Annotated in this window: 25 protein-coding genes and 1 tRNA gene; 17 read left to right on the top strand and 9 right to left on the bottom strand. The window is 33.6% G+C overall.

The window, feature by feature from the left end; translation table 11 throughout:
* Window positions 1–6: 6 nt before the first annotated feature.
* The 3 genes from P178_RS0109995 (at window position 7) to P178_RS22635 (ending at window position 1,199) form a co-directional block, all read left to right on the top strand.
* Window positions 7–453, top strand: coding sequence for a MarR family winged helix-turn-helix transcriptional regulator (locus P178_RS0109995; RefSeq protein ID WP_027066097.1), 447 nt, complete (start codon window positions 7–9; stop codon window positions 451–453).
* Window positions 454–557: 104 nt separating this feature from the next.
* Window positions 558–631 (top strand) — tRNA-Arg (locus tag P178_RS0109990).
* A 136-nt stretch (window positions 632–767) separates the two neighbouring features.
* Window positions 768–1,199: a BLUF domain-containing protein gene (locus P178_RS22635; RefSeq protein WP_051638226.1), complete on the top strand. Its 432-nt coding sequence runs from the start codon at window positions 768–770 to the stop codon at window positions 1,197–1,199.
* 34 nt (window positions 1,200–1,233) lie between these two features.
* Here the strand turns inward: P178_RS22635 and P178_RS0109980 are convergent, their stop codons facing one another.
* Both P178_RS0109980 and P178_RS0109975 read right to left on the bottom strand, forming a co-directional pair.
* Entirely contained in the window at window positions 1,234–1,770 is a 537-nt protein-coding gene (locus tag P178_RS0109980; RefSeq protein WP_036146020.1) for a hypothetical protein, read from the bottom strand.
* Window positions 1,771–1,814: 44 nt separating this feature from the next.
* Window positions 1,815–2,264 (bottom strand): DUF6789 family protein, encoded by a 450-nt coding sequence (locus tag P178_RS0109975; RefSeq protein ID WP_027066095.1) that lies wholly within the window; start codon window positions 2,262–2,264, stop codon window positions 1,815–1,817.
* Between the two features lie 220 nt (window positions 2,265–2,484).
* Between P178_RS0109975 and P178_RS0109970 the strand changes: the two genes are divergently transcribed.
* From P178_RS0109970 to P178_RS0109945, 5 genes are all read left to right on the top strand, one after another.
* Window positions 2,485–2,739 (top strand): SemiSWEET family sugar transporter, encoded by a 255-nt coding sequence (locus P178_RS0109970; protein WP_027066094.1) that lies wholly within the window; start codon window positions 2,485–2,487, stop codon window positions 2,737–2,739.
* 131 nt (window positions 2,740–2,870) lie between these two features.
* Window positions 2,871–3,392 (top strand): DUF421 domain-containing protein, encoded by a 522-nt coding sequence (locus P178_RS0109965; RefSeq protein WP_027066093.1) that lies wholly within the window; start codon window positions 2,871–2,873, stop codon window positions 3,390–3,392.
* A gap of 523 nt (window positions 3,393–3,915) precedes the next feature.
* Window positions 3,916–4,773: an SDR family oxidoreductase gene (locus tag P178_RS0109955; protein WP_027066091.1), complete on the top strand. Its 858-nt coding sequence runs from the start codon at window positions 3,916–3,918 to the stop codon at window positions 4,771–4,773.
* Window positions 4,774–4,789: 16 nt separating this feature from the next.
* The gene (locus P178_RS21755) at window positions 4,790–5,230 is read left to right on the top strand and encodes a response regulator (RefSeq protein WP_081819416.1); all 441 of its coding nucleotides are present in this window, start codon (window positions 4,790–4,792) and stop codon (window positions 5,228–5,230) included.
* 221 nt (window positions 5,231–5,451) lie between these two features.
* The gene (locus tag P178_RS0109945; protein ID WP_027066090.1) at window positions 5,452–5,895 is read left to right on the top strand and encodes a response regulator; all 444 of its coding nucleotides are present in this window, start codon (window positions 5,452–5,454) and stop codon (window positions 5,893–5,895) included.
* A gap of 275 nt (window positions 5,896–6,170) precedes the next feature.
* Here the strand turns inward: P178_RS0109945 and P178_RS21750 are convergent, their stop codons facing one another.
* From P178_RS21750 to P178_RS0109910, 7 genes are all read right to left on the bottom strand, one after another.
* Window positions 6,171–7,166, bottom strand: coding sequence for a helix-turn-helix transcriptional regulator (locus tag P178_RS21750; RefSeq protein ID WP_051638224.1), 996 nt, complete (start codon window positions 7,164–7,166; stop codon window positions 6,171–6,173).
* A complete protein-coding gene (locus tag P178_RS23230; protein WP_155941606.1) occupies window positions 7,157–7,318 on the bottom strand; it encodes a hypothetical protein in 162 nt (53 codons plus the stop codon). Before P178_RS23230 ends, P178_RS21750 begins: the two co-directional genes overlap by 10 nt.
* Before the next feature lie 124 nt (window positions 7,319–7,442).
* Entirely contained in the window at window positions 7,443–9,374 is a 1,932-nt protein-coding gene (locus P178_RS22630) for a sensor histidine kinase (RefSeq protein WP_051638223.1), read from the bottom strand.
* Window positions 9,375–9,509: 135 nt separating this feature from the next.
* Window positions 9,510–9,950, bottom strand: a complete 441-nt coding sequence (locus P178_RS0109925; RefSeq protein WP_036146018.1) for a response regulator — start codon at window positions 9,948–9,950, stop codon at window positions 9,510–9,512.
* A gap of 37 nt (window positions 9,951–9,987) precedes the next feature.
* Window positions 9,988–10,521, bottom strand: coding sequence for a helix-turn-helix domain-containing protein (locus tag P178_RS21740; RefSeq protein ID WP_051638222.1), 534 nt, complete (start codon window positions 10,519–10,521; stop codon window positions 9,988–9,990).
* A 179-nt stretch (window positions 10,522–10,700) separates the two neighbouring features.
* Window positions 10,701–12,497 (bottom strand): alpha-amylase family glycosyl hydrolase, encoded by a 1,797-nt coding sequence (locus P178_RS0109915; RefSeq protein WP_027066088.1) that lies wholly within the window; start codon window positions 12,495–12,497, stop codon window positions 10,701–10,703.
* 211 nt (window positions 12,498–12,708) lie between these two features.
* Window positions 12,709–14,361, bottom strand: a complete 1,653-nt coding sequence (locus P178_RS0109910; RefSeq protein WP_036146016.1) for a PAS domain-containing sensor histidine kinase — start codon at window positions 14,359–14,361, stop codon at window positions 12,709–12,711.
* Window positions 14,362–14,702: 341 nt separating this feature from the next.
* Here P178_RS0109910 and P178_RS0109905 point away from each other — a divergent pair, with 341 nt between their 5' ends.
* The 9 genes from P178_RS0109905 (at window position 14,703) to P178_RS0109865 (ending at window position 23,046) form a co-directional block, all read left to right on the top strand.
* Window positions 14,703–15,563, top strand: a complete 861-nt coding sequence (locus P178_RS0109905) for an RNA polymerase sigma factor RpoD/SigA (RefSeq protein WP_027066086.1) — start codon at window positions 14,703–14,705, stop codon at window positions 15,561–15,563.
* Window positions 15,564–15,703: 140 nt separating this feature from the next.
* A complete protein-coding gene (locus P178_RS0109900) occupies window positions 15,704–15,895 on the top strand; it encodes a hypothetical protein (RefSeq protein ID WP_027066085.1) in 192 nt (63 codons plus the stop codon).
* 44 nt (window positions 15,896–15,939) lie between these two features.
* Window positions 15,940–16,755, top strand: coding sequence for a pyrroline-5-carboxylate reductase (gene proC / locus P178_RS0109895; protein WP_027066084.1), 816 nt, complete (start codon window positions 15,940–15,942; stop codon window positions 16,753–16,755).
* Window positions 16,748–17,539 (top strand): glutamate 5-kinase, encoded by a 792-nt coding sequence (gene proB, locus P178_RS0109890; protein WP_027066083.1) that lies wholly within the window; start codon window positions 16,748–16,750, stop codon window positions 17,537–17,539. Before proC ends, proB begins: the two co-directional genes overlap by 8 nt.
* Complete coding sequence (locus tag P178_RS0109885) at window positions 17,536–18,735, top strand: glutamate-5-semialdehyde dehydrogenase (RefSeq protein WP_027066082.1); 1,200 nt, start codon at window positions 17,536–17,538, stop codon at window positions 18,733–18,735. The genes proB and P178_RS0109885 overlap by 4 nt, the downstream gene beginning before the upstream one ends.
* A gap of 33 nt (window positions 18,736–18,768) precedes the next feature.
* Complete coding sequence (gene ablB / locus P178_RS0109880) at window positions 18,769–19,623, top strand: putative beta-lysine N-acetyltransferase (protein WP_027066081.1); 855 nt, start codon at window positions 18,769–18,771, stop codon at window positions 19,621–19,623.
* A 167-nt stretch (window positions 19,624–19,790) separates the two neighbouring features.
* Window positions 19,791–20,489, top strand: a complete 699-nt coding sequence (locus P178_RS0109875; protein ID WP_027066080.1) for an NUDIX hydrolase — start codon at window positions 19,791–19,793, stop codon at window positions 20,487–20,489.
* Window positions 20,490–20,526: 37 nt separating this feature from the next.
* Complete coding sequence (locus P178_RS0109870; protein WP_027066079.1) at window positions 20,527–21,405, top strand: TIM barrel protein; 879 nt, start codon at window positions 20,527–20,529, stop codon at window positions 21,403–21,405.
* 24 nt (window positions 21,406–21,429) lie between these two features.
* A complete protein-coding gene (locus P178_RS0109865; RefSeq protein WP_027066078.1) occupies window positions 21,430–23,046 on the top strand; it encodes a carboxylesterase/lipase family protein in 1,617 nt (538 codons plus the stop codon).
* Window positions 23,047–23,177: the final 131 nt, after the last annotated feature.

Raw genomic sequence — 23,177 nt, 5'->3', positions numbered from 1 at the left:
TGATGTATGGACAGGACCGAAGGATTTGGAGTATATATAGACCGTACTCTTAAAAAAGTACAGAGCACCTTTTTACAAGTATTTGCCGAAAACAATATTGATTTAACTATTGAACAATGGGTCATATTACAACGTGTACATTTAGAAGGCAAAGATGCTTCACAGGCAGATATTGCCAAATCTAATTTTAGAAATAGGGCAACAACATCTAGAGTTATTAGCGGACTTTGCAAAAAAGGTCTGTTAAGAAAGTCTAGATTTAGGGATGATCAAAAAAGATATAAATTGGTAATCACCGAAGAAGGATCTGCACTCATCAAGCAGGTGATGCCATTTATTAAAGACTTAAGAAGAGTTAGTACGCTGGGAATCACCGAAGAAGAATTTGAAATATTCTACAAAGTACTTGATCAGCTATGGGAAAATTTCGATCAATACGAGGGGCGTTCATAGCCGTAAATTGGCATATTAAAGAAATAATTAAATTTTTGTTGATTTTGGTTTTACCAGTCTATAAAAATCACTAAGTTTGCACCCACATTTGAAAAAATGGTGTCGGTCGCATAGCTCAGCTGGATAGAGCATCTGCCTTCTAAGCAGACGGTCGGAGGTTCGAATCCTCCTGCGATCACTCTGAAGCCCCTTTTAGGGGCTTTTTTGTTTTTAGTACTTTCCTCTTACATTCATTTTCTTCACTTATCTGCCTATCTATAGAGTTACTTTAACATTTTTATTATTTTTACCAATTAAGAAAAAATTCATTTTAGATGTATACTTTGACTTATGAATCTGTCGCTACTGAAACACTTAAAAGCTTTGAAATGGAAGAGCTTCTTGAGAAGGCGCGTGAGAACAATATGCGTGATGATATTACAGGTTGTCTAATCTATTACAAAGGTGGATTTGTACAGTTGCTTGAGGGCGATAAAGAAAAGATTGAAGCTCTCTACGCTAAAATTGAGATAGATCCACGCCATAAGAATGTCACAATTTTCTCAGAGGATGAAATAAGTAAGCGAACTTTCCCAAACTGGGGCATGGCCTACTACCCAATTAATGAGAATAATACCAACCAATATGAGTACGAACAGTTTAAAAGAAATCTAATTCTTTTATCTGATCTAGTTGAACCTACCAATATTACCTCAAAACAATTCTGGAAAAAAATTAAAACCATGATTGCGGAGCCACCAATGTAAAGATTGGTATTTAACGACATTTGGTTTTATAATATTACTCGTCATTATCATCATCATCTTGTTGAATTAATGGGTGATCAGTTTTGCCCAACCCTATAATTTTAATAATATTAATTATGGTATTGTAAAGCATTAGCACTACCACTATTAATGCAGAACTCAATATTGCACTTACCGCTATAGTTACATAGTAGATGAAATCAAACCAATTCTCTGGAATGTTTTCACTCTCTGTAACAGGTAAATTGAATACCAAAAAGAAAAGTAACGATGCAATAAAAATAGCCGTATCCAACTTTGCTATTTGCATAATATGCATGTAATGATCATTTTTTAATGTTGAATTAGTTCCTGAACTAACACCTAACAAGGTCAACATTAAAGCTAGAATAGTAGCCGAAGCTAATACGATGGTATTACACAAGGTGTTTAAACCTGTTAAACTAGACTTGATCAGAACTTTTGCCTCATAACCACTTAAATTGCCTAACATAAAAGTACCCAACCCTATAAATCCTAAAGAAATAATTCCTCCTATTATTGCCCTCTTTGTGTATCCTGATATTTTCATGATTAATTATTATTAATGGTTGATTGAAAATCGACTATTACCTACTAATTCTTGAATATGAATCTGATAAACACCCAGGTTACCACTACCCCAAAAACTACATGAGCTACTACTAACTGAACAAAAAAGGAATACCAATTAATTTCAGGTGGTTTAGAATGGCAATTCTTCATAATTAACCATCCTGCTATACCAATTATTCCCAAAACAAATCCAAGAACTATTCCTAACCATAGACTTATATAATTAGAGATATACAAGTAATAGAAGTAAAGCATTGCTGCCATACAAATGCCAATAGTAAAATGGAGTATCCATCCCAAAAAATTATTCTTCTGAATATTTGAATTTGAAAACTTAGAACGATTTAAAAGACCATTCAACAAATGGGCTTCATTAAACTTTGATCCAGTCAATAATTCTAAAATATGACTAAAGACAGTCATCATCAACGTACCTAAAATTCCCGAAAAAAATATCTTCAAAACTTCCATAGTACATATTAAATTAAATAGTTATAGTTATGAAAATTAGTGAATTAACCACTTAATTCATCGAACAATATTTATTGCGCAAACAATTCATTTGAATGGATTATTTTTTGAATGAACCTAACGCTTTTTACATCTCATTAGTTTTTATTTTGCAGTAGGCATGAAGTATTGTCCGCAACTATTTAACAACTACAAAAACCAATTACTAATTAAAATTTTTATGGAAGAACTAATAGGAACTTTAGCAGGAATATTTACTACGGTAGCCGCTGTACCGCAAATATTCAAAGCATGGAAAACTAAAAAAGTAGATGATGTTTCTCCCAAAATGTTTTTAGTATTAACACTAGGCGTTGCACTGTGGACAGTTTATGGCATCTTAAAAGCAGATACCCCCATTATTATAACAAACGGAATCTCAACTATATTGAATAGCACTATGTTATTTCTAATTCTAAAATTTCGAAATACTTAAAAATTGTATTATTAGATATTCTCGCCTATATCAGGTGGGTTAAACATTGCATTATATGGACAAATGGAAGTGGCCAATATTCTCAAACTTTGCAAAGTGAACAATTTTTCTCACTTAAAACTATCAAAAAAATGAAAGAACTATTCAACACCTCTTGGGAAACAGCAATGCTAATTATACTTAGTACTCTAGGTATTTATACTGCGGTTATATTATTTACCAGAATAAGTGGCAAACGTAGTTTTTCAAAGATGTCAAGCTTTGATTTTGCGATGACAGTTGCCATAGGTTCCATTGTTGCCTCAACGATTTTATCCTCTTCGGTAAAATTGATCGAAGGTGTTTTAGGTTTGGGTGTGGTTTATTTAATACAATCCATTATTGCGTTTGCACGTAGAAATAAGACCGTTCAAAAAATAGTTGACAACTCTCCATTATTATTGATGGACGGTAATGAAATTATCTCTTCCAATTTAATAAAGGCAAAAGTTACTGAAGGCGATTTACGTTCAAAATTAAGAGAAGCGAATGTAACCGAGCTTAGCCAAATAAAAGCAGTAATTTTTGAAACTACCGGTGATATTTCTGTACTACATAAAGAGGACAATAATCCTATTGACCTTTGGTTAATGAAAGATGTAAAAAGAAATTAATGTCTTTAGAAAATTCTTTAGAACAAATCAATCATTTATTTTTAAAATCTCAATTTCTCAATACTTCTAGCTCTTTTGCTTTTACGTTCATCTTCTAATTAAAAGAGCAAATCAATTGTGTTTTCAAATTATAATTTCATGGTTCAAAACATAGAACTAAAAATTAAAATTATGATTTCTAAATATCAAAATTGTATAGACGCGTGCCAACAGTGCTTTATTGATTGTCAAAACTGTATTGTAAATATGGTTGGTAAAAGTAGTATGAACGATTGTCCTAATTGCTGTATTGAATGTGTTGATAGTTGTTTATCCACTATTAAACTTTTAATTGCCGATAGCAAATTCGCTACTAAACAGGCCGAGTTATGTGCAGAAATATGCGAATGGTGTGCTCAACAATGTCAAGAGAACGACCATGAACACTGTAAAATTTGCGCAGAGTCATGTCTTACATGTGCAGCAGAATGTAGAAAATTGGCAGCCTAATTGAATACTAAGAACCCCGTATAAATCTATAGAAATGAAAGATATCCAAATTAAAAAAAGTGAGGAACAATCTTCCCAACCTGGACAAGAATATAAAATGACACCAGAACCAATTTCCATTCGCGATAATTATAATGGAAGTGATAAATTAAAAGACAAAGTAGTTCTTTTAACAGGTGGTGATAGCGGCATAGGCAAAAGTATTGCTTTACACTTTGCAAGAGAAGGAGCCCACTTAGCAATTATTTATCTAAGTGAAGATGATGACGCTAGACAAACCATGGCTGAAATTGAAAATGAAGGCACAAGATGTTTATTACTTAAAGGCGATATTAAAGATGAGGAATTTTGTATAAAGGCAGTCAATAAAACCATTTCACATTATGGCAGCCTAAACTGCGTTATAAACAATGCTGCAATGCAATTCCCAGCAGAACATATAGAAGAGATAACCTCAGCAAACCTACACACTACTTTTGAAACGAATATCTACCCTTATTTCTATATCGTAAAGGCAGCCATTGGTTTTTTAAATGAAAACGATACTATCATAAACACAACATCTGTAACCGCATATAGAGGATCTGAGCATTTAATAGATTATGCCAGCACCAAAGGGGCCATTGTTTCCTTTACGAGAAGCCTGTCTAAATCATTAGCTAAAAAAGGTATACGGGTCAATGCAGTTGCTCCTGGTCCTATTTGGACACCACTAATACCAGCAACATTTAATGGTGAGGATTTAGAAAACTTTGGAAAAGATGTGCCTTTAGGCAGACCGGGACAACCAGCTGAAGTAGCTCCTGCTTACGTATACCTAGCAAGTCAAGATAGTAGTTATATGACAGGACAGGTTTTACATGTTAATGGCGGAGAAATAATTGGTGGATAAATTATAATGGGATAAGATGAAAGCGAATGAAACCTTTTGCATTTACATGGCTGAAGACGATATGGATGATCAACAAATATTCAAGGGCGCCATTTCAAGTATAGATAAGGATTTAGAACTTACCATATTCTCTGACGGCGTAGCTTTACTAGAGGCTCTTAACAATAAGAAACATAAACCAAATGTTATCTTTTTAGATTTGTATATGCCCAAAATGAATGGCGAAGAAACACTATTAAAAATAAGGCAAAATTCAATTTTAGATAGAATTCCCGTAGTCATATTCTCAAATGAATATAATATAGACCACATATCCGATTTGTTTGAATATGGTGCAAATAGATACTTACACAAACCTAATTCGTTTCAAACATTAACAACAGCACTTAATAGAACTATTGAATCTATAAAAAATAACACTTTAGGAGGCACTGCAATAATTAAATACGCAGAATAAACATTTGACAATCAAATTTAGAATGGTCGTTAATATAATTCAGGGTGTAATATTGAACTCTTGAATACGTTAATCTATTAGTGATTGAGCTATTTTTAAAACCAATCGCATTACAGTAAAGGCACATTTACCTATACCTTGCAGTTAGATTTTAACATATTTTATTTAAATATTTTATTTTAAAGATTACTTATTTTTAATGTTTAATTCATTTTTTTGACATGAACAAAACTATATTAAATGTCTTCCTGGCTGATGATGACAGCGACGACAGAACTTTCTTTTCTGATGCATTGCGGGAAATTCCCATACAGACTAAAATATCTGAATTTAATAATGGTGTAGATTTAATGGCAGAATTGCTTTCGGGCAATGCAAACAAACCAGATGTAATATTTCTAGATTTAAAAATGCCAATGATGGATGGTTTTGAATGTCTTGCAGATATACGTGATTTAGACAAATACACTGATACACCTGTTATTATTTATTCTACTTCTTTTCACCCTAAAGAAATTACACGATTAAGTGAAATGGGCGCTTCGTTATATCTACAAAAACCATCTTCTTACAATCAACTAAAAACACTTCTACACAAATGTCTACGATATGTAAACAATACAGAAGGAACTAAAATTGACAAAGAATTCGTTATCTCCATTTAAAGAATACCACCTAAAGCTTCTCCTTATATTTTAATATAATTCTAAAAAGAATACTTACCAAAACCATAATTAATATCTAGGATTATCTACTTCTAGAATTACCTCTCCATATTATTAGTTTTACATTCTACTACCCTTTATCCAAAAAGTAATTATCTCTCCTTAATGCTCTTTAAAGACAATATATAAACATTCTTTTAACTTATTATTGAAACAATTAGAAACAAAAAAGCCAACTCAATTGAGCCGGCTTCTTCATTTTCTGTTTTAATTTATTAAGCTGAAAGCGATACGTTTCTAATATTCATTAAATACGCTTTAGGTGTACACTTAAATTTATTTCTAAATATTTTAGAGAAATAACTTCTGCTCGTAAATCCTATTGAATAAACAATCTCTGAGATATTCATATCAGAAGTTTGTATCAACTCTTCTGCTAAAATCAATCTTTCGTTTCTAATGAAATTTGTTACCGTAGTACCTTCCATTACTTTAAATCCTTCTTGAAGCTTTGTTGGTGAAAGACCATATTCTTTACTTAAGTCTGTTACTGTGTATGGAAACTCTGGCTTTCTTTTAATTGCATTAACTGCTTCTTCAATTCTTAAAAGCTCTTTTTTAGTTAAAATCGTAGAAACTTGACCGCTGTTCTCAATATCTTGCTTACAGTGTAAAATTTCTAATGCCAATGTGAAGTTTACAATACCTTCTATAAGAAGTTTTCTAACCAACCCAACTTGAGTAATTGCTCTAATCTGTAATAACTGTTCTTTTATTTTAAGATTAAAAGTACCTATATGTGGTTGACCATCCTCATTTGAAAACGAAGCGAACAACTGCTCATATAGCTCTGTATTATTTACATTCTTACTTAAAGCTTCTCCATCTTGGGTTACTTTAATTATAGATATGTTAGACTTTGTAGCCTCTCTTAATTTTATATTGATTGTTTCGTTTGACCCACCTACAACTACTGTTTGTAATGCTTCAACCTTATTCGTTTCTTTTCCTTTTGTAAAACTGAAATTACCTTCTAAACAGTAGATAAAATATAAACTACGGTTTTCATCCAATTTTAAATCAAAATTGAAATTTTCTTTCAGATCCATATCATATTCCGTATAAGAAATTCCAGAACCTAAAGAAACTGTTTGTATTCTCCCTGTTCCTTTCTCGTTATCATATTGAAGTATACGGTCTCCTTGAAAGCTAGAAATACTACCTCCTAAAACACTATTGAAATAACTTAATTGATTATGGACTACTTGCATGATATATTATTTAGATGGTTATTGCTATTTGCAGCTTCTTGCGCTTTAAAAGCACCTGAAAAATTAGAACTAACTTGTTGCTCGTTTAAATTTTGGTCATAAGAACCTTTGGGTCTTACATTACCAACTCTAGCATATTGAAGATTTTTCATAAAGCCTACATTTCTTGTTGATACAAAGATGCAGGGTATGCAAGGTAAATCTGTTACATCATTTCAAGAAGCTGTTACACAATTTTAAGAAAGATGTAATTTTAGATTATAAATTTCAATCTAATTATAACAATGTGGGAAGATAAATAGTGAACTCGGCACCCTTGTTTAGCTCACCTTTTGCCAGTATAGCACCATTGTGAGATTGTACTATTTTTTTACAAATAGATAAACCTAATCCTGTTCCGGAAAATTCGGTTTTTCCATGAAGTCTTTGAAATATCTCGAATATTTTTTCTTGATACTTTTCTTCGAACCCTATTCCGTTATCTATAAATTGTAGTTTAACATAATTGATATTGGGTAGTAAAGCATCTACTGAAGACGTATTACCATTAACCACACTGCTTAAAATTTTAATTTGTGGCTGCACACCTTCTTGTACATATTTAAGGGAATTACCTATAAGGTTGGCAAATAACTGCTCTAACTGAAATTGTATTCCGTTTACTACAGGTAAGCTCACAGAATCTACTGTAGCGTTTAAATCATTAATACGCTCTCCCAAATCTTCAAGTACATTATTTAGAACGTCGTTTAAATCTACACGCCTTGGCTGCTCAGTAACCTCATCTACTTTTGAATATGATAGTAGATTGTTGATTAGATTACGCATTCTGTCGGATGAAGATTTAATTTTATCCAAATACTGCTGAGACCTAATACTTAAATGCCCCTGTTCCTCTTCATCTAAGCGACTAACGAACATTTGAATCTTACGCAGGGGTTCTTGTAAATCATGACTGGCAACGCGGTTAAAGGCTTCTAAATCTGCGTTTGTCCTCTTAAGTTCTGAGTTTTTGATCTGCAGTACAGATTCTGATTCTATCTGCTTGGTTACATCTCTTATTACACCTACCATATACCAATTACCTTCTTTTTGGTAACATTCGCCAATGGTATTCATATACTGTAATTCACTAGATTTTGTATAAACCCTAAATACCAAATCTAACTTTGCTTTGTTTATTCTAGCTTCTTTAAAACTCGCCTTTACTTTTTCCAAATCATTAGGATGTAAAAAAGTCAATAAACGGTCGTATTTATTGTCAAACTCATTAGGCTCAAAACCAAACAATCGGTAAACATTATCCGAATATTTAATTTCTTCTTTTCCTAAATTCCATCTAAAACTGCCAATATTAGCTACATGCTCTGCTTCAGACAATAATCTATTCTGAATAAAAAGTTGCGCTTCATATTTCTTTTCTTGAGTAACATCTTTAGAAAAAAGAACTAATCCATCATTCATTTTAACTGCACGCGTACTGAGCCATATCGAGACATCATTAAAAATAAATTCTCTAGTATATTCTTTATTCTCCCCTGTATTATAGCATTCGGCAAGTATACTTAATACTCCATTTTCTAAATTTTTAGGGTAATATTCTAGAATAGTCTGTCCTGCAATTAATTCTGTTTCTTCATTAGCAATTTCTCCCATTCGATTATTTATATAATCAATGAGGAAATCCTTAATCTCATTCTTTTTATTGAGAACAGGTTTTAAATAACAGATTATACTATCATTACTATCTAAAACTCTTACACCAAAAAGGTTTGATATTTCAAGTTCGCGTGTACTGGATTCAATATTTCCTAAAGGTAATTTTGATTCTTTGTCTAATATATAATCAAGTTGTAACTCCGTAATAGTAATTAAAACACCGTCATAAAACGATTCTATTTTTACATTGTAATTGATGGTATCGGTATCCTCTATTCTTGAAATATTAAAAACTTCGGACTCTTGGTTTTCTAAAACCTTATTTGCCAATAAGATAATTTCACCACCATTATTAAATTGAATTAGAGGAAGACCTTTTATACTCTCAGAAGAATTTGTAAAAAATTTATTAGCCTTATGGTTTGCATACTTTACAATATACTCTCTAGTCTTTAAAGAACCTTCAACTGATGTAGCTATATACAATAGAGCAGCATTGGCATCATCTACTATTTTCTTAAAAAAATCATCTGCCATACCGTCTAACATTCTTTAACACTTTTTAAATAATCTTTTTATTAAGATACTACAAAATAAGTGGTTCTATAGCGTTTTCACTAGTGCTAAAACAAAAAAAGTTGTTCCTAATGAAACAACTTTTGTACTACTTATTATACCTAGAAATTAAATCTTCAATAAAAAATTCTCTTTCTTAAAATCATTCAAATGATATGCCCAGTTCATTTTCACTACTTGCTTTAATGACTTTTTAAGCTCAGTAAAACTAGATGGTTTTTTAATATAAATATTCGCTCCTTTTTCAAATGTTTCTTCAATATCTCTTTCAGCAGAAGATGTTGAATAAATAGCAACCAATAAATCTTTTAAATGAGGAGTACGTCTAATAGCTTCCAAACATTCAAAACCATTCATAATTGGCATATTCAAATCTAGAAACACCAAATCTGGAGTATTATCGGTATCGCTCAATAAATATTCCATACAGCTTTTACCATTTTCTAATTGGTGTAAATCTGTATTTAGTTCAATCCCCTCCAATGCATCTGCAAAAAACTGTCTGTCGTCTTCGTCATCGTCAACGAGTAGTATTCTTAATTTATCCATTTTCACTTTTAATGTATTGAAAGAAGAACCGTTCTTCTCACTTTTTTCTAAACTTCAAATACTGAGTAATGGTTAACCCAGTAACTTTTTTGAACTGATTTGATAAATGAGGTACGCTACTAAAATTCAAATCATGAGCAATCTCACTTAAACTTGTATTATCTAATAGCACCAACTCCTTCACTTTTTCAATGCGCACTAATATATAAAAATTCTCTATTGAGGTAAAAGTTTTACTAGAAAATAGATTAGAAAGATATGGATAACTAAAACCCAGCTGATTAGATAGCGATTCTGATATTTTTACGTTTCTAATATCGCCTTCATAAACCATTTTCTTTATATAAATCTTAATCTCCTCAACGATATCTCGATTCTCTTTCGTTTGAATCTTTATACCAAAACCTTCTAGTTCTTCTGAAATTGACTTAAGTTTTTCATCACTTAAATTTTCAGGCAACTTAATGGTTCCATCTTGCAAAATTTCAAAATCAACCCCAGCAGCGACCATTGTTTTTTGAAATACTTCATTAACCAATTTTTCAGGGTTATATATGAAACTATATTCCATTCAATAAATCACAATTAATTCGCAACATAAAAGTTTGTAAAATTATTATTTTAGAAAAACATTATATAACAAAATACGATAAATTATTACCACTTTTAGACCCTAGACAAAAAATCATATACAATGTAAGATTTAAGCTACAAAATTTAAGTTGTAAGTAATAAACTACAGGAAAATCATTACCCTTTGGTAAAAATTAAAGAAGCGTATGCCGGAATATTAATCTTCCCTGTCCAATTTTTAGCATCTGTATTCTCTTCTACCACCTCAACACTATCCACCGGCAACTCAGAAAAAGCTTCATCATAAATTTTACTGGCCGCATTTATCTTTAATTGAAAAGGCTCATTTGCTTTTAAACCAATACCATAATTTTCATATTCTTGGTTACTAAAATTCAATACTACGAGTACTGGTTCTGTGGGATCATTAGCGTCAAATCTGTTATAAGCCAATATCTTAGTATCATGATTAACGTGCAAGATTTCAATGTGCTGACTTCGCAATCCTTTAGCACCTGCAGATTCTCCTGTTCTCAATTTTATAATATCTCCAATCAATTTCTCTATACCCTTGTGTTTCTTTTCCTTTTCCCAATCTAAGCCTTCGGTATCTTGAAAATATTCGTCCTCAATAAATTCTTGCCCTTGAAATAACATGGGTATGCCAGGCGCGGTCAATGTAAGTACAATACCTAAAATGGCTCTTTTTTTAGCAAAATCACTTTCTGCATCACCAGGCTGAATCTCTTCTGGTACTCTTGCCTTACCATTAGCTACCTCATCATGAGATTCTGTATACACAATACGACTAAAGGCATCATTACTATACCTAAATTCTAAAGCATCTACCACTTTCTGTAAATCTCTGCTGTCATCATGTGTATCTTCAATTACCTCTCTTACCGGATGTACAAAATTCATATCCCACTGAGAGCCATAATCCAGTCCATTTTCCTCTATAGAATCCGTTACCCTACTATCACCTTTTAAATCTTCTGCAATAGTAAGTATATGTGGATACTTCTCTCGAATTTCTGAATTGATATCGCGCATAAGAATATTACCTTCTTCAATTTCAGTATCATATCCAAGACCACCACCCTCATAACGTATGTAAGATGTAGCATCCATTCTAAGACCATCACAATGATATTTTTCAATCCACATTAATGCATTGTCCCTCAAATATTGCCTTACCTCTTCCCTACCATAATCTGGTCTAGTATCTCCCCAAGGTGTATCGCTTCTATGGTCATTGTAGAAATAAATTCCACCTTTGTCATTCTCGCTCCATCCATCAAACTGCCATAAATCTACATCAGACGGACCAAAGTGGTTGTAAACCACATCCATGATTACAGCAATTCCTATTTTGTGCGCTTCGTTTACCAATTTGGCAAATCCATCAGGACCACCATAATCCTGCTCAATAGCAAATGGGTGTGCAGGATTATATCCCCAAGATATGCCACCGGCAAATTCTGCAACAGGTAGTAATTCAATGCAATTAATACCTAATTTCTTTAAGTAAGGTAATTTGGTTATTACATCTTCAAACGTACCAATAGCGTCTGGGGCAGAACGGTTAAATGTACCTACATGTAGTTCATAAATAACAAGCTCGTTCCAACTTGGCATATTAAAATCGGCATCGTCCCATGAGAAATCTAGTCTTCTAATAATAGAATTACCATCGCTATTCGTTACTTCAAAAGCATATGGATCATTTCTAGATAACAGTTTACCGTTATATTCAATAAAGAATTTATACTCATCTTCTTCAGAAGCTGCATCGGTACTTACAGCCCAATAGCCATTTTCTTCTGCTTCAAGAGCAATTTCATTTTTATTCCAATCATTAAAGCTACCACCTACGAAAACCTTCTTCGCATTCGGAGCCCACACTCTAAAGGTTACAGCACCATCATTTATGACAGCACCCATACCTGCCGATTTTGTTATTGTAGTATTCATGTGTCAAAAGTAGACTGCATGAAATGCAAATAGTATCCTTAAAAGGAGATGCTTTAACTCTAAAACTATTTTACACTAAATTTTTATTAAAATGGTATCGCTGCCTGTAGTTTACTGATGATTAGGGGAATATTAAAAATATGACCTCGCTAACCAAACAAAGCAAATGGCTATAAATGAATTGAAAAAGCGATACTCCAGACTAAAAAAACTATTGATTTTTAGGTACCAGTATTTTAAACACAGAACCTTCGCCTGGAATGCCTTCTGCACTTATACTACCTAAATGATTTTGAACAATCTTTTTTACAATAGCCAATCCAATACCTGTACCAACATACTCTTGCTTAGAATGTAGTCGTTGAAATACTTCAAATATTTTTTTAGAAAATTGCTCTTCAAATCCAATTCCATTATCGGTAATGGTGATTTGAACATATTCTTTATTATTCAATAAATTCTCATCTATAGATTTAGCATTTGTAATTATCTCTGTTTCTACGGTAACTACTGGCGCTACATCGCTTCTAGAATACTTAATGGAGTTCGATAAAAGATTGTACATCAATTGGCGAAATTGGAATTTTACCACTTCAATTTCAATTGAATTTTTTAGCGTAATTGTACCACCCTTTTTACTTAATTCTTCTCCTAAATCATTTTTAACATCGTCTACGAGATTTTTTAAATCGATTGTTTCAAACACCCTTTTTTCGGTATCTGCACGAGAGTATGATAAAAGGTCATTTATTAATGATTGCATTCTGTATGCGGCAGACTGTATTTTTTCAAACTTAGTCTTTCCTGAAGATGATAGTTTATCATATTCTTTCTCCATCAACACCTCAGAAAACATTTGAATTTTACGTAGCGGTTCTTGTAAGTCATGACTGGAAATATAAGCGAAGGACTGAAGTTCTTTATTCATTTCCTCAAGCTTTAAATTACTATCTGCCAGTTGTTTTGTTCTACTACTTACTTCTTCCTTTAATTGATCAGCAAATGATTTTTGCTTGTCTATATTCATGGCAGTACCAATAAAACCTACCATTTTACCTTCCTCAAATTTAGGAACTCCCAATACTTTAAACCATTCAAATTTACTAGTAGCATAATTTATAACCCTATATTCTAAGGCAAAACCTGTCTGTTGTTCTACTGCTTTTCCAAAACCTGCATATACTATTTCTAAATCATGTGGATGTACAACATCGACCCATACTTGTCCGGTAAAATCAGATTCCTTTTTTATGCCTACGTAATCTAATAATGCCTTGTTTGCATATTCAATATTAATATCATTGTCGGTAATCCAAATCCACACTGGAGATAGATTTGCCAACTCCCTAAACCTACGTTCACTTTCTCTTAATCGCCTCTCAGCAAGTACCGCTTCAGTGGTGTCCGTACAAACTGTTAAAACGCCAGCAACATTTCCAGATTCATCTTTTACAGGGCTATAACTAAAGGTCCAATAAATATCTTCAATTCGACCATTTCTATAAAAAGGTATGAGTTGGTTTTCCATTTTAATGGTCTCCCCTTTCTCGGTTACAGCTGTCAATAACGGGTTAATTTCATCCCAAATTTCCGGCCATGATTCCTTACCATTTAATCCTAAAATAAAAGGATGTTTACCATCTGTACCCAAACTTGGCCTATATGCGTCATTATAAAATCCTTTTAATTTTTTTCCCCAAAACAAAAACATGGGAAATGGGCAATTCAATAAAATATTTAAAGTGGTCCTTAAACTTTGAGGCCAACTTTCTGGCGGACCTAAAGGGGTCAAAGACCAGTCTTTCTCTCTCATTAACCTACCCATCTCACCACCATCATCGAGAAAATGAAATTTTTTATTCATAAGAATCTTAAATTGAAGTATCTATATTACGATTAACGGTCAAAATTCTAAACATGCCAAAATAAATCGCGCAATAAGAATAACACAATTTTCAACACAATATTTTGAATTGTATTTGCAAATAAAGCAAATTGAAAGGATAATCTTAACTCAATAAAATTGAATTTCGTTTTTTTTTAAAATCAATAAACCACATACTATAAAAATCATCAAAAAACTCTCATTTTCACCCAAAAACAAGTAAAAAACCATTGAAAATAGTCAAATAATTCATAAAACGCGTAAATTTCTTGCATTTTAACTAATTTTTACTATGTTATAGATTAACCCAATTATATTCTATGCGACAATTAAAGATTACCAAACAAATTACGAACAGAGATGCCAAATCATTAGAAAAATATTTCCAGGAAATCAGTAAAATAGATTTAATTACTGCAGACGAAGAGGTTGAACTGGCACAGAAAATTCGTGATGGTGATCAGAAAGCACTAGATCAACTAGTGAGCGCAAATTTAAGGTTCGTTGTGTCGGCTGCTAAGCAGTACCAAGGTAGAGGTTTGCGCCTAACCGACCTTATCAATGAGGGTAATTTAGGGTTGGTCAAGGCAGCTAAACGCTTTGATGAAACCAGAGGATTTAAATTTATTTCTTACGCCGTTTGGTGGATTCGCCAATCTATTCTACAAGCACTATCTAACAAATCTAGGATGATACGCATACCTCAGAATAAAATTGCCGTAAACACTAAAATCTATCAAGTATATTCCACTTTAGAGCAAGCCAATGAACGACCGCCAAGTGCCGGTGAAATTGCCACGGAACTAGATATAAATGTGTCAAAAGTTAAAAGTTCAATTAAGAATTCAGGTAAATCTATTTCTTTGGATGCCCCTTTTAAAGAGGGCGAATCTTCATCTTTATACAACGTTCTAGAGTCTACCACAATGAACAGTCCAGATAAAGGAATGATTGCAGAATCTTTGGAGACCGACATTAATCAGGTATTGAAAAAAATACCAGAGCGCCAAGGAGATGTCTTGCGCCTTTTCTTTGGCTTAGGCAACCAACCCGCCATGAGCCTGGTTGAAATTGGTGAAGTTTTTGATGTAACCAGAGAACGTGTGCGTCAAATAAAAGACAAAGGTTTAAAATCGTTACGCCGCACAAATAATACAGAAATCTTACGCGCTTACTTATAAAAACAGGCTAAACACACTAGCTAAAATTCTCATTTAGAGCTTATTATTAACATCTGTAAGCAATAGTATAACACAAGCTTAACACCTCTAATTTGGAGTTGGCAAGGCATATGTTATGTTACTGCTTTAAATATTATTACATGAAATTTATTTACATCAAAAGAGAAACTCATATCAAAGAATTATACAGAACACGTACCGGACTTAAAAAAGCGAAAGTGACATCTATTGCAAAATACTTTATGGGCATTCGCATAAAAACATTACACACTTATAAGCAAATTTACCTTGGGCGTAAAAATAATGCCATTGAAAAAATGCTTTTTATCTAAAAAAACAATTACACATATATTATCCAATAATTTAAATTGAATTCATGAAAATACTAGTAATAGGAGCCGGAAACATGGGATTGACGTATGCAGAAGGCATGTCCAAATCAAAATTACTGAAGAAAAGAAATATAATGGTACTCGATACTTCTGAAGATAAATTAGAAGAATTAAGAGAAAATCCACAATTTGATGCTTTTGATGATTTAAAGAAATGTGCCCCACAGGCAGATATCATTTTTATAGCTGTAAAACCATATCACGCAGAGAGTGTTTTTCTAAAATTAAATCCGTTAGTAAAACCTGGTCAAATCGTTATTTCGATAATGGCAGGTGTTACTATAGAAACCATTCAAAACTTAACCGGACTCACAAAAATAGTGCGCGCCATGCCTAATTTACCAGCATCAATAGGCAGAGGATTGACCTCATTTGTTGCTTCTGAAGAAGTAACCAGAATTGAACTGCTGACTATTGAAAGTTTGCTTGACACTACAGGGAAGTCTATTCAAGTAAGTAATGAAAATTTCATAGATGCTTCTACCGGAATTTCAGGTAGTGGTCCTGCTTATGTATTTTACTTTATGCAAAGCATGATGGAAGCTGCATTGAAAATGGGCTTTACACCTAATGTATCTAAGGTATTGGTAGCACAAACATTTACGGGAGCTATTGAACTTTTTAATCAAAATGAATTGTCACCAAATTCTTGGATGGACAAAGTTGCCAGTAAAGGCGGTACCACACGTGCTGCCTTAGATTCTATGGAAAATAATAATGTAGGAGAATTAATTAAAGATGCTGCGTTCGCCGCATTTGAACGTGCCGTTGAACTTGGAAAAGAAAAGGTAAATGTATAAACAGAAAATAGTAATAAAGGTAGGCACCAACGTAATGACCAATAAGGACAATCGTATTGTGAGACCGGTATTGCGAAATTTGGTACAACAGATTGCTGAATTATATGAAAGAGATATTATAACCGTACTAGTTTCTTCAGGCTCCGTTATTGCGGGGCGTGAAGTATTAGGTGCTTCATCTATTGAAGACGATACACAACGCAGGCAAGTATACTCAGCCATAGGGCAACCGCGTATGATGCGGTTGTATTACAATATATTTAATGATTACGGAATGAAATGTGCACAGGTACTGCCTACAAAGCGAGATTTTACACCAGGTGTGCATAGACAGAATATGATTGATTGTGTCGAAGGATTATTATCTGAAGGTGTAATTCCTATTGCAAATGAAGATGATGCCGTTTCGGTAACCATGAGCATGTTCTCAGATAATGATGAGCTAGCCAGTTTAATTGCACAGCTTATTGATGCCGATAAGATGATTATTCTAACTGATATTGACGGACTTTACACTGGTCACCCAAATTTAGACAGTAGTGATCTTATTGAACATGTAAATCCTGATGAAAATCTTGATGAATTTATAAAAGACAGTAACAAAAAAGCCGGTGAAGGTCGTGGCGGCATGGGGTCTAAATTAGATTATGCCCAACAAGCAGCTGCCAACAACATACCAACCTACATTGCAAACGGTAAAAAAGACCGAACCATAATTAATATTATAGACGGAAAAAATGTGGGTACAAAAGTGACCCTAGAAGAAAAAGCAGAAGCGTTATGAAAATAATTTCAACAGATATAAAGAATAAGGTTTTAAGTAGTATGATGCAACTTTTGGATACTAACCGAAATAGCATTCTTACTGCTAACAAAAAAGATTTAGAACTATTTAATCTAGAAGACCAAGCGATGTACGACCGGTTAATTGTTACCGATGGCAAGATTGATGGTATGATAGCATCTATTAAAGAAGTTAGGTCACAAGAAGATCCCGTGAGCAAGACCATTTCTACAAAGTTATTGGAGAACGGATTGGAAATAAATAATAGAACCTCTCCATTTGGCACTATTTTAATTATTTATGAATCTAGACCAGATGTTACCATTGAAGCGGCCGTATTAGCATTTAAAGCTAACAACAAAATTTTTCTAAAAGGTGGTAAAGAGGCATTACATAGTAACACCGTTCTTGTTGAACTTTGGCACCAAGCTTTAAAGGAAAACGGTTTATCAAAGAATTTCATTCAACAATTGATTTTAAACCGAGAAGAAACCCAAATGTTCTTGAAAAATCCGCCAGAGAAGTTAGATTTGATTGTACCACGTGGTGGCGAGCGTCTTATAAACTTTGTAAAGCAACATGCCACATGCGCCGTGTTAGTTAGTGGCCGCGGTAATAATTTTCTATATATAGATGAAGATGCCAATTGGGAGAAAAGTGTAAAGGTTATTCTTAATGCAAAAACCGCTAAAATATCTGCGTGCAATGCATTGGATAAAATATTAATTAGCTCACAAATTGAAAATTATGAGGATAAGCTAAAGGACCTTTACAACTTACTAACTATAAATGGTGTTGAAACTTTGGTAGACTCAGATGTCAGTTCCTTAATTAAAGTAGCTAATCGCATAGAAAATCCATCCGTTTGGAAAGAAGAATTTCTAGCCATGAAATGTTGTTTGGGTTCTGTGGAATCTCTTGAAGAAGCAGTTGAGAAAATCAACGATAATTCTGGAGGACATTCTGCCACGATTATGACCACCAATAAAAATTCGGCCATGCAATTTATGGAAGAAGTAGATTGTGCTGCCGTGTACCAAAATGCATCTACAAGGTTCACAGATGGTGGGCAAATGGGTGTTGGCGCAGAATTAGCCATTAGTACAGATAAGCTTCACCATAGGGGGCCACTTGGTCTCAAGCAATTGGTCACCAATAAATACTATGTATTTGGCGATGGTCAAGTTCGAGAATAGCTAACGGAATAATTTACTAGAAAATCGAAATTTATGTTTGAAACAATTGAAAACATAGACGGTGCATTAGTCTATCATGGCAATATGCACAATCGTATTTATTTAACCGAAGCAGATCATGTTGATTTAGACAGCCTACTTCCTAAAATGAAACAACTTGCCAAAGAAAAGCAATATGAAAAAATTCTTGGCAAGGCCTCTGAAAAAGGGGTGAATACTTTTAAGTCTAAAGGGTTTACGATAGAAGCTAAAATCCCCGGACTTTATAATGGTACTATAGATGGTTATTTTCTTGCCGATTATACCAATCAAAAACGTCTTTTGAATGATGAAAAAAACAATAAGACAATTGCCACTGTAAAAACTATTGCTAAGGCAGCCAATAAACCAAATTCGGATTCACATTTTGAGTTGCCATTGAATCTCAATATTAAAGAGCTTACTTCTATTGATTTTAGTACATTAGAAGATTTGCACGAGAAAGCTTACAAATATCATCCTCATCAAATTAAAGATGTTTCTTATTTCGCACAACTAGAGCAATTGGACCATCAATTTTATGGCCTGTATAAAAACGGAGAGTTATTAGTCTCTGCCATTTTAGACGTGAATACCAATGAGGCAAATGTTGAAATTGTTGATTTTGTAACTCATCCAGATTATAGAGGTCAAAATTTATCTTATTTCTTGGTACAAGAGATTAAAAAACAAATGGATAAACTTTGCTGCAAAACCATATACACAATGGTTAGGGCCACTTCTTACGGATTAAATATTACTTTTAGTAAACACGGTTTTATTTTGGCAGGAACGCTCATTAACAATTGTATTGTTAGAGATTCTTTAGAAAGTATGAACGTATGGTATTACAAAGGTATTAACGCATAAGTCTTTTAGACATATCATTAGCTATAAATATGCTGATTAAGAATGCTAGCCCATTCTTAATCAGCATATTTTGTCTATTGTCTCACTTTATGACAATAATTCTTTGATTCCATATATTTTTGTGCTTTATTTGATATATTACAACTAATATATTATCAAATTCACTAATGAAAGGTTCAGATAATACGAATTTCATACCCAACCTTTCCTATGATTGTGTCATTTTCGGCTTTAATGGGAAAACACTAAAAATACTTATTCTTGAATATCAGAATACTGGCTTTTTTGCACTTCCTGGCGGATTTATCAGAAAAAACCAAAGCTTAAAAGAGGCGGTAGACCAAGGGGTAGAAGAACGTACCGGCTTAAAAAATGTATTCTTAGATCAGTTTCAAGTTTTTGGATCTCTTGATAGATCTGATTCTTTTGCAATGCGTAAAATATTAGAAGCAAATAATAAAGATATAGAAGAAAATAAATGGATGATGAACCGCTTTATAACCGTAGGTCATTATGCATTAATAAATTACGAAGACGTAGACCCAAAACCCGATCACCTTTCAGATAGTATTGGCTGGTATGCAATTGAAGATGTTCCCAGATTAATGATGGACCATAATGATATTGTTGACAAAGCACTTGAGGTTCTTCGCAATAACATTAGCGAGAAAATAATTGGTATGAACCTGCTACCTCAGAAATTTACCATGAAGCAATTACAACAAGTCTTTGAGGCTATTTTAGACCAAAAATTAAGACGTACCAGTTTTCAGCGTAAAATGCTATCCTTAGACATATTAGAACGGCACGAAAAACTCTTTGAAGGCAAGGCTCACAAAGCTCCGTACCTATACAGCTTTACATAAAAAATTAAATCTAAATCAAATTATTAAAACAACAACAATGAAAAACTCAACACTCAACAACTTTTTAAAATGTTTCGTTCTCGCCATTTTCATGAGCGCTACATTAACGACCTATGCCCAAAAGAAATTTGGCGGTCTTGCACTTTATACGGTAAGAGATGACATGGGCACAGATGCTAAGGCAACTCTACAAGCCGTTTCAGATGCCGGTTATAAGAACATTGAAGCAGCTGGTTATGAAGATGGCAAGTATTACGGCATGACACCTACTGATTTTAAAGACCTATTGAAATCTTTAAAATTAAAACCAATAAGTACGCACCAAAGTGCGGTTACTATTGATAATGCAGATAAAATGATGGCAGATGCAAAGGCTGCAGGTTTCAAATATTTTGTAGTTCCAATTCCACCAATGGGTATGTTTACTTTTAACCAAGAAAATAGAACAATGGGCATGACCGGTACCGTTGAAGATTTGGCTAAAATTTTAACTACACTTGGCGAGAAAGCGAACAAGGCAGGATTGAAATTATTATACCACAATCATGATTTTGAGTTCAAGAAAAATGCTGACGGTATCGTACCTATAGATTACCTATTAGAAAATGTAAATCCTAAATTATTGAATTTTCAAATGGATTTATTTTGGGTAACAAAAGCTGAAGCAAACCCAATTGCTTACTTCAATAAATACCCAGGTCGTTTTAAAATATGGCATGTTAAGGATATGGATGAGCAAGGTAGATTTGCACCAGTAGGTACAGGTTCTATAGGTTTCAAAAATATTCTTGATAACAAAGAACTTTCTGGCATGAAATACTACATGGTAGAGCAAGACATGACTTTTGAAGGTCTTAAGCCTTTAGATGCTATTAAAATTAGTCATGACGGACTTAAAGAAATAGGGTTTAAATAAGCAGTTAAAACTACAAGAAACATTATGAAAAATCTTATTCAATTAACGACTATACTAGTCGTTACGATATTCTGTACTTCTATTTCTGCGCAAGATGTGGTACTTACGGGATCACAGGTTCCTGCTACAACTACTGAATTCGGACAAATACGGGGTTATATCCATAATGATATTACTACGTTTAAAGGTATACCCTATGCACAGGCAAAAAGATTTGAAGCTGCCGTAAACCCTACAAAATGGGAAGGTATTAAAAGCACGACCATGTATGGTCCGGTTGCTCCTTTATTGAATCCTACTACTGCTATTCAAGATGAATCTGAATTCGTTTTTGATCATGATTGGGGATTTCCAAATGAAGATTGCCTTAGTTTAAATGTATGGACACCTCAAGCAACTACCGCTAAAAAAAGACCGGTATTATTTTGGATTCACGGTGGCGGATTCACAACCGGCTCTAGTCACGAATTACCATCATATAACGGAGAGAACTTAGCTAAAAAGGGTGATGTAGTGGTCGTTTCCATCAATCACCGGTTAAATGTTCTTGGTTTTTTAGATTTATCCGCTCATGGCGAAAAATATAAGCACTCTGCCAACAACAGTATTCTAGATATGGTAAAGGCGCTAGAATGGGTAAAGAACAATATCGAAAACTTTGGTGGCGACCCTAATAATGTTACCATTTTTGGTCAATCTGGTGGTGGAGCCAAAGTAACTACCCTTATGGCGATGCCTAAAGCTAAAGGACTTTTTCATAAAGCTATAAATCAAAGTGGCTCTTTTAGAACAGCCATGTTAGAGAAAGAAGATACGCAAGCAATTGCCACAGAAACATTAAAGATTCTCGGTTTAAACACAACGAATGTTGACAGTATTCAAAATATACCTTTTGAAGTTTTAGCAGAAGCAAGTGGCAAAGCACTTAAAGTTGTTGGCGCACAAATGAAAGCGGCAGGCAAACCTGTTATTGGTTTCGGATTAAATTGGGGGCCCAGTAGAGATGGCACGGACCTTCCATATCAATTAAGCTCTAAAGAAGCGTTAGCAGTTTCTAAGGATATTCCTTTCTTAATTGGTACCGCAAAAAACGAGTTCGCCCCTTTTGCTAATATGCGTTTTGTTGGAGCTTCTGATGAAACTATCATGAAGCACATTAAAGATACCTACAAAGATAAAGCTGATGCCTATGTAAAAGCCGTTAAAAAAGCATACCCAAACGATACAGAAGCAAAAGACCTTTTAGATGTTGACACCATGTTTAGACCTGGCGCCGTACAAGAAGCCAATGATAAATCTGGGTTAAATGGAGCACCCGTATATATGTATTTATTTACATGGCAATCTCCAGTGTTTGATGGTAAATATAAGGCACTGCATTGTATGGAACTTCCGTTTGTTTTTGACAATATAAATCTTGCCAATAAAATGACCGGTGGCGGTGAAGAAGCTCATCAACTTGCTGATAAAATGAGTAGCGCATGGCTAAATTTTGCAAAAACCGGTAATCCTAATCATGCTGGCTTACCAGAGTGGCCAGCATATAACAGTAACAATACCGCAACGATGCATTTTGATGTTACGTGTGAAGTAAAGCCACAGCTGGATAAAGAATTATTCAGTATTGTTTTAGGCAATTAAATAGTTGATCCTATTTATTTCGAATAAAAAAGCCCTGTCGTTCAGATAGTTAAAATGGTCGTTGGCAGCATTTCATTCTTTAAATAAACCCTCAACATTTAATTTCCTAGAATATCAATTTAACATATAAA

The organism is Maribacter sp. Hel_I_7 (assembly GCF_000688315.1).
Taxonomy (GTDB): Bacteria; Bacteroidota; Bacteroidia; order Flavobacteriales; family Flavobacteriaceae; genus Maribacter; species Maribacter stanieri.
Note: the sequence above shows the minus strand (reverse complement) of the source record. Positions and strands in the feature narration are given on the sequence as shown.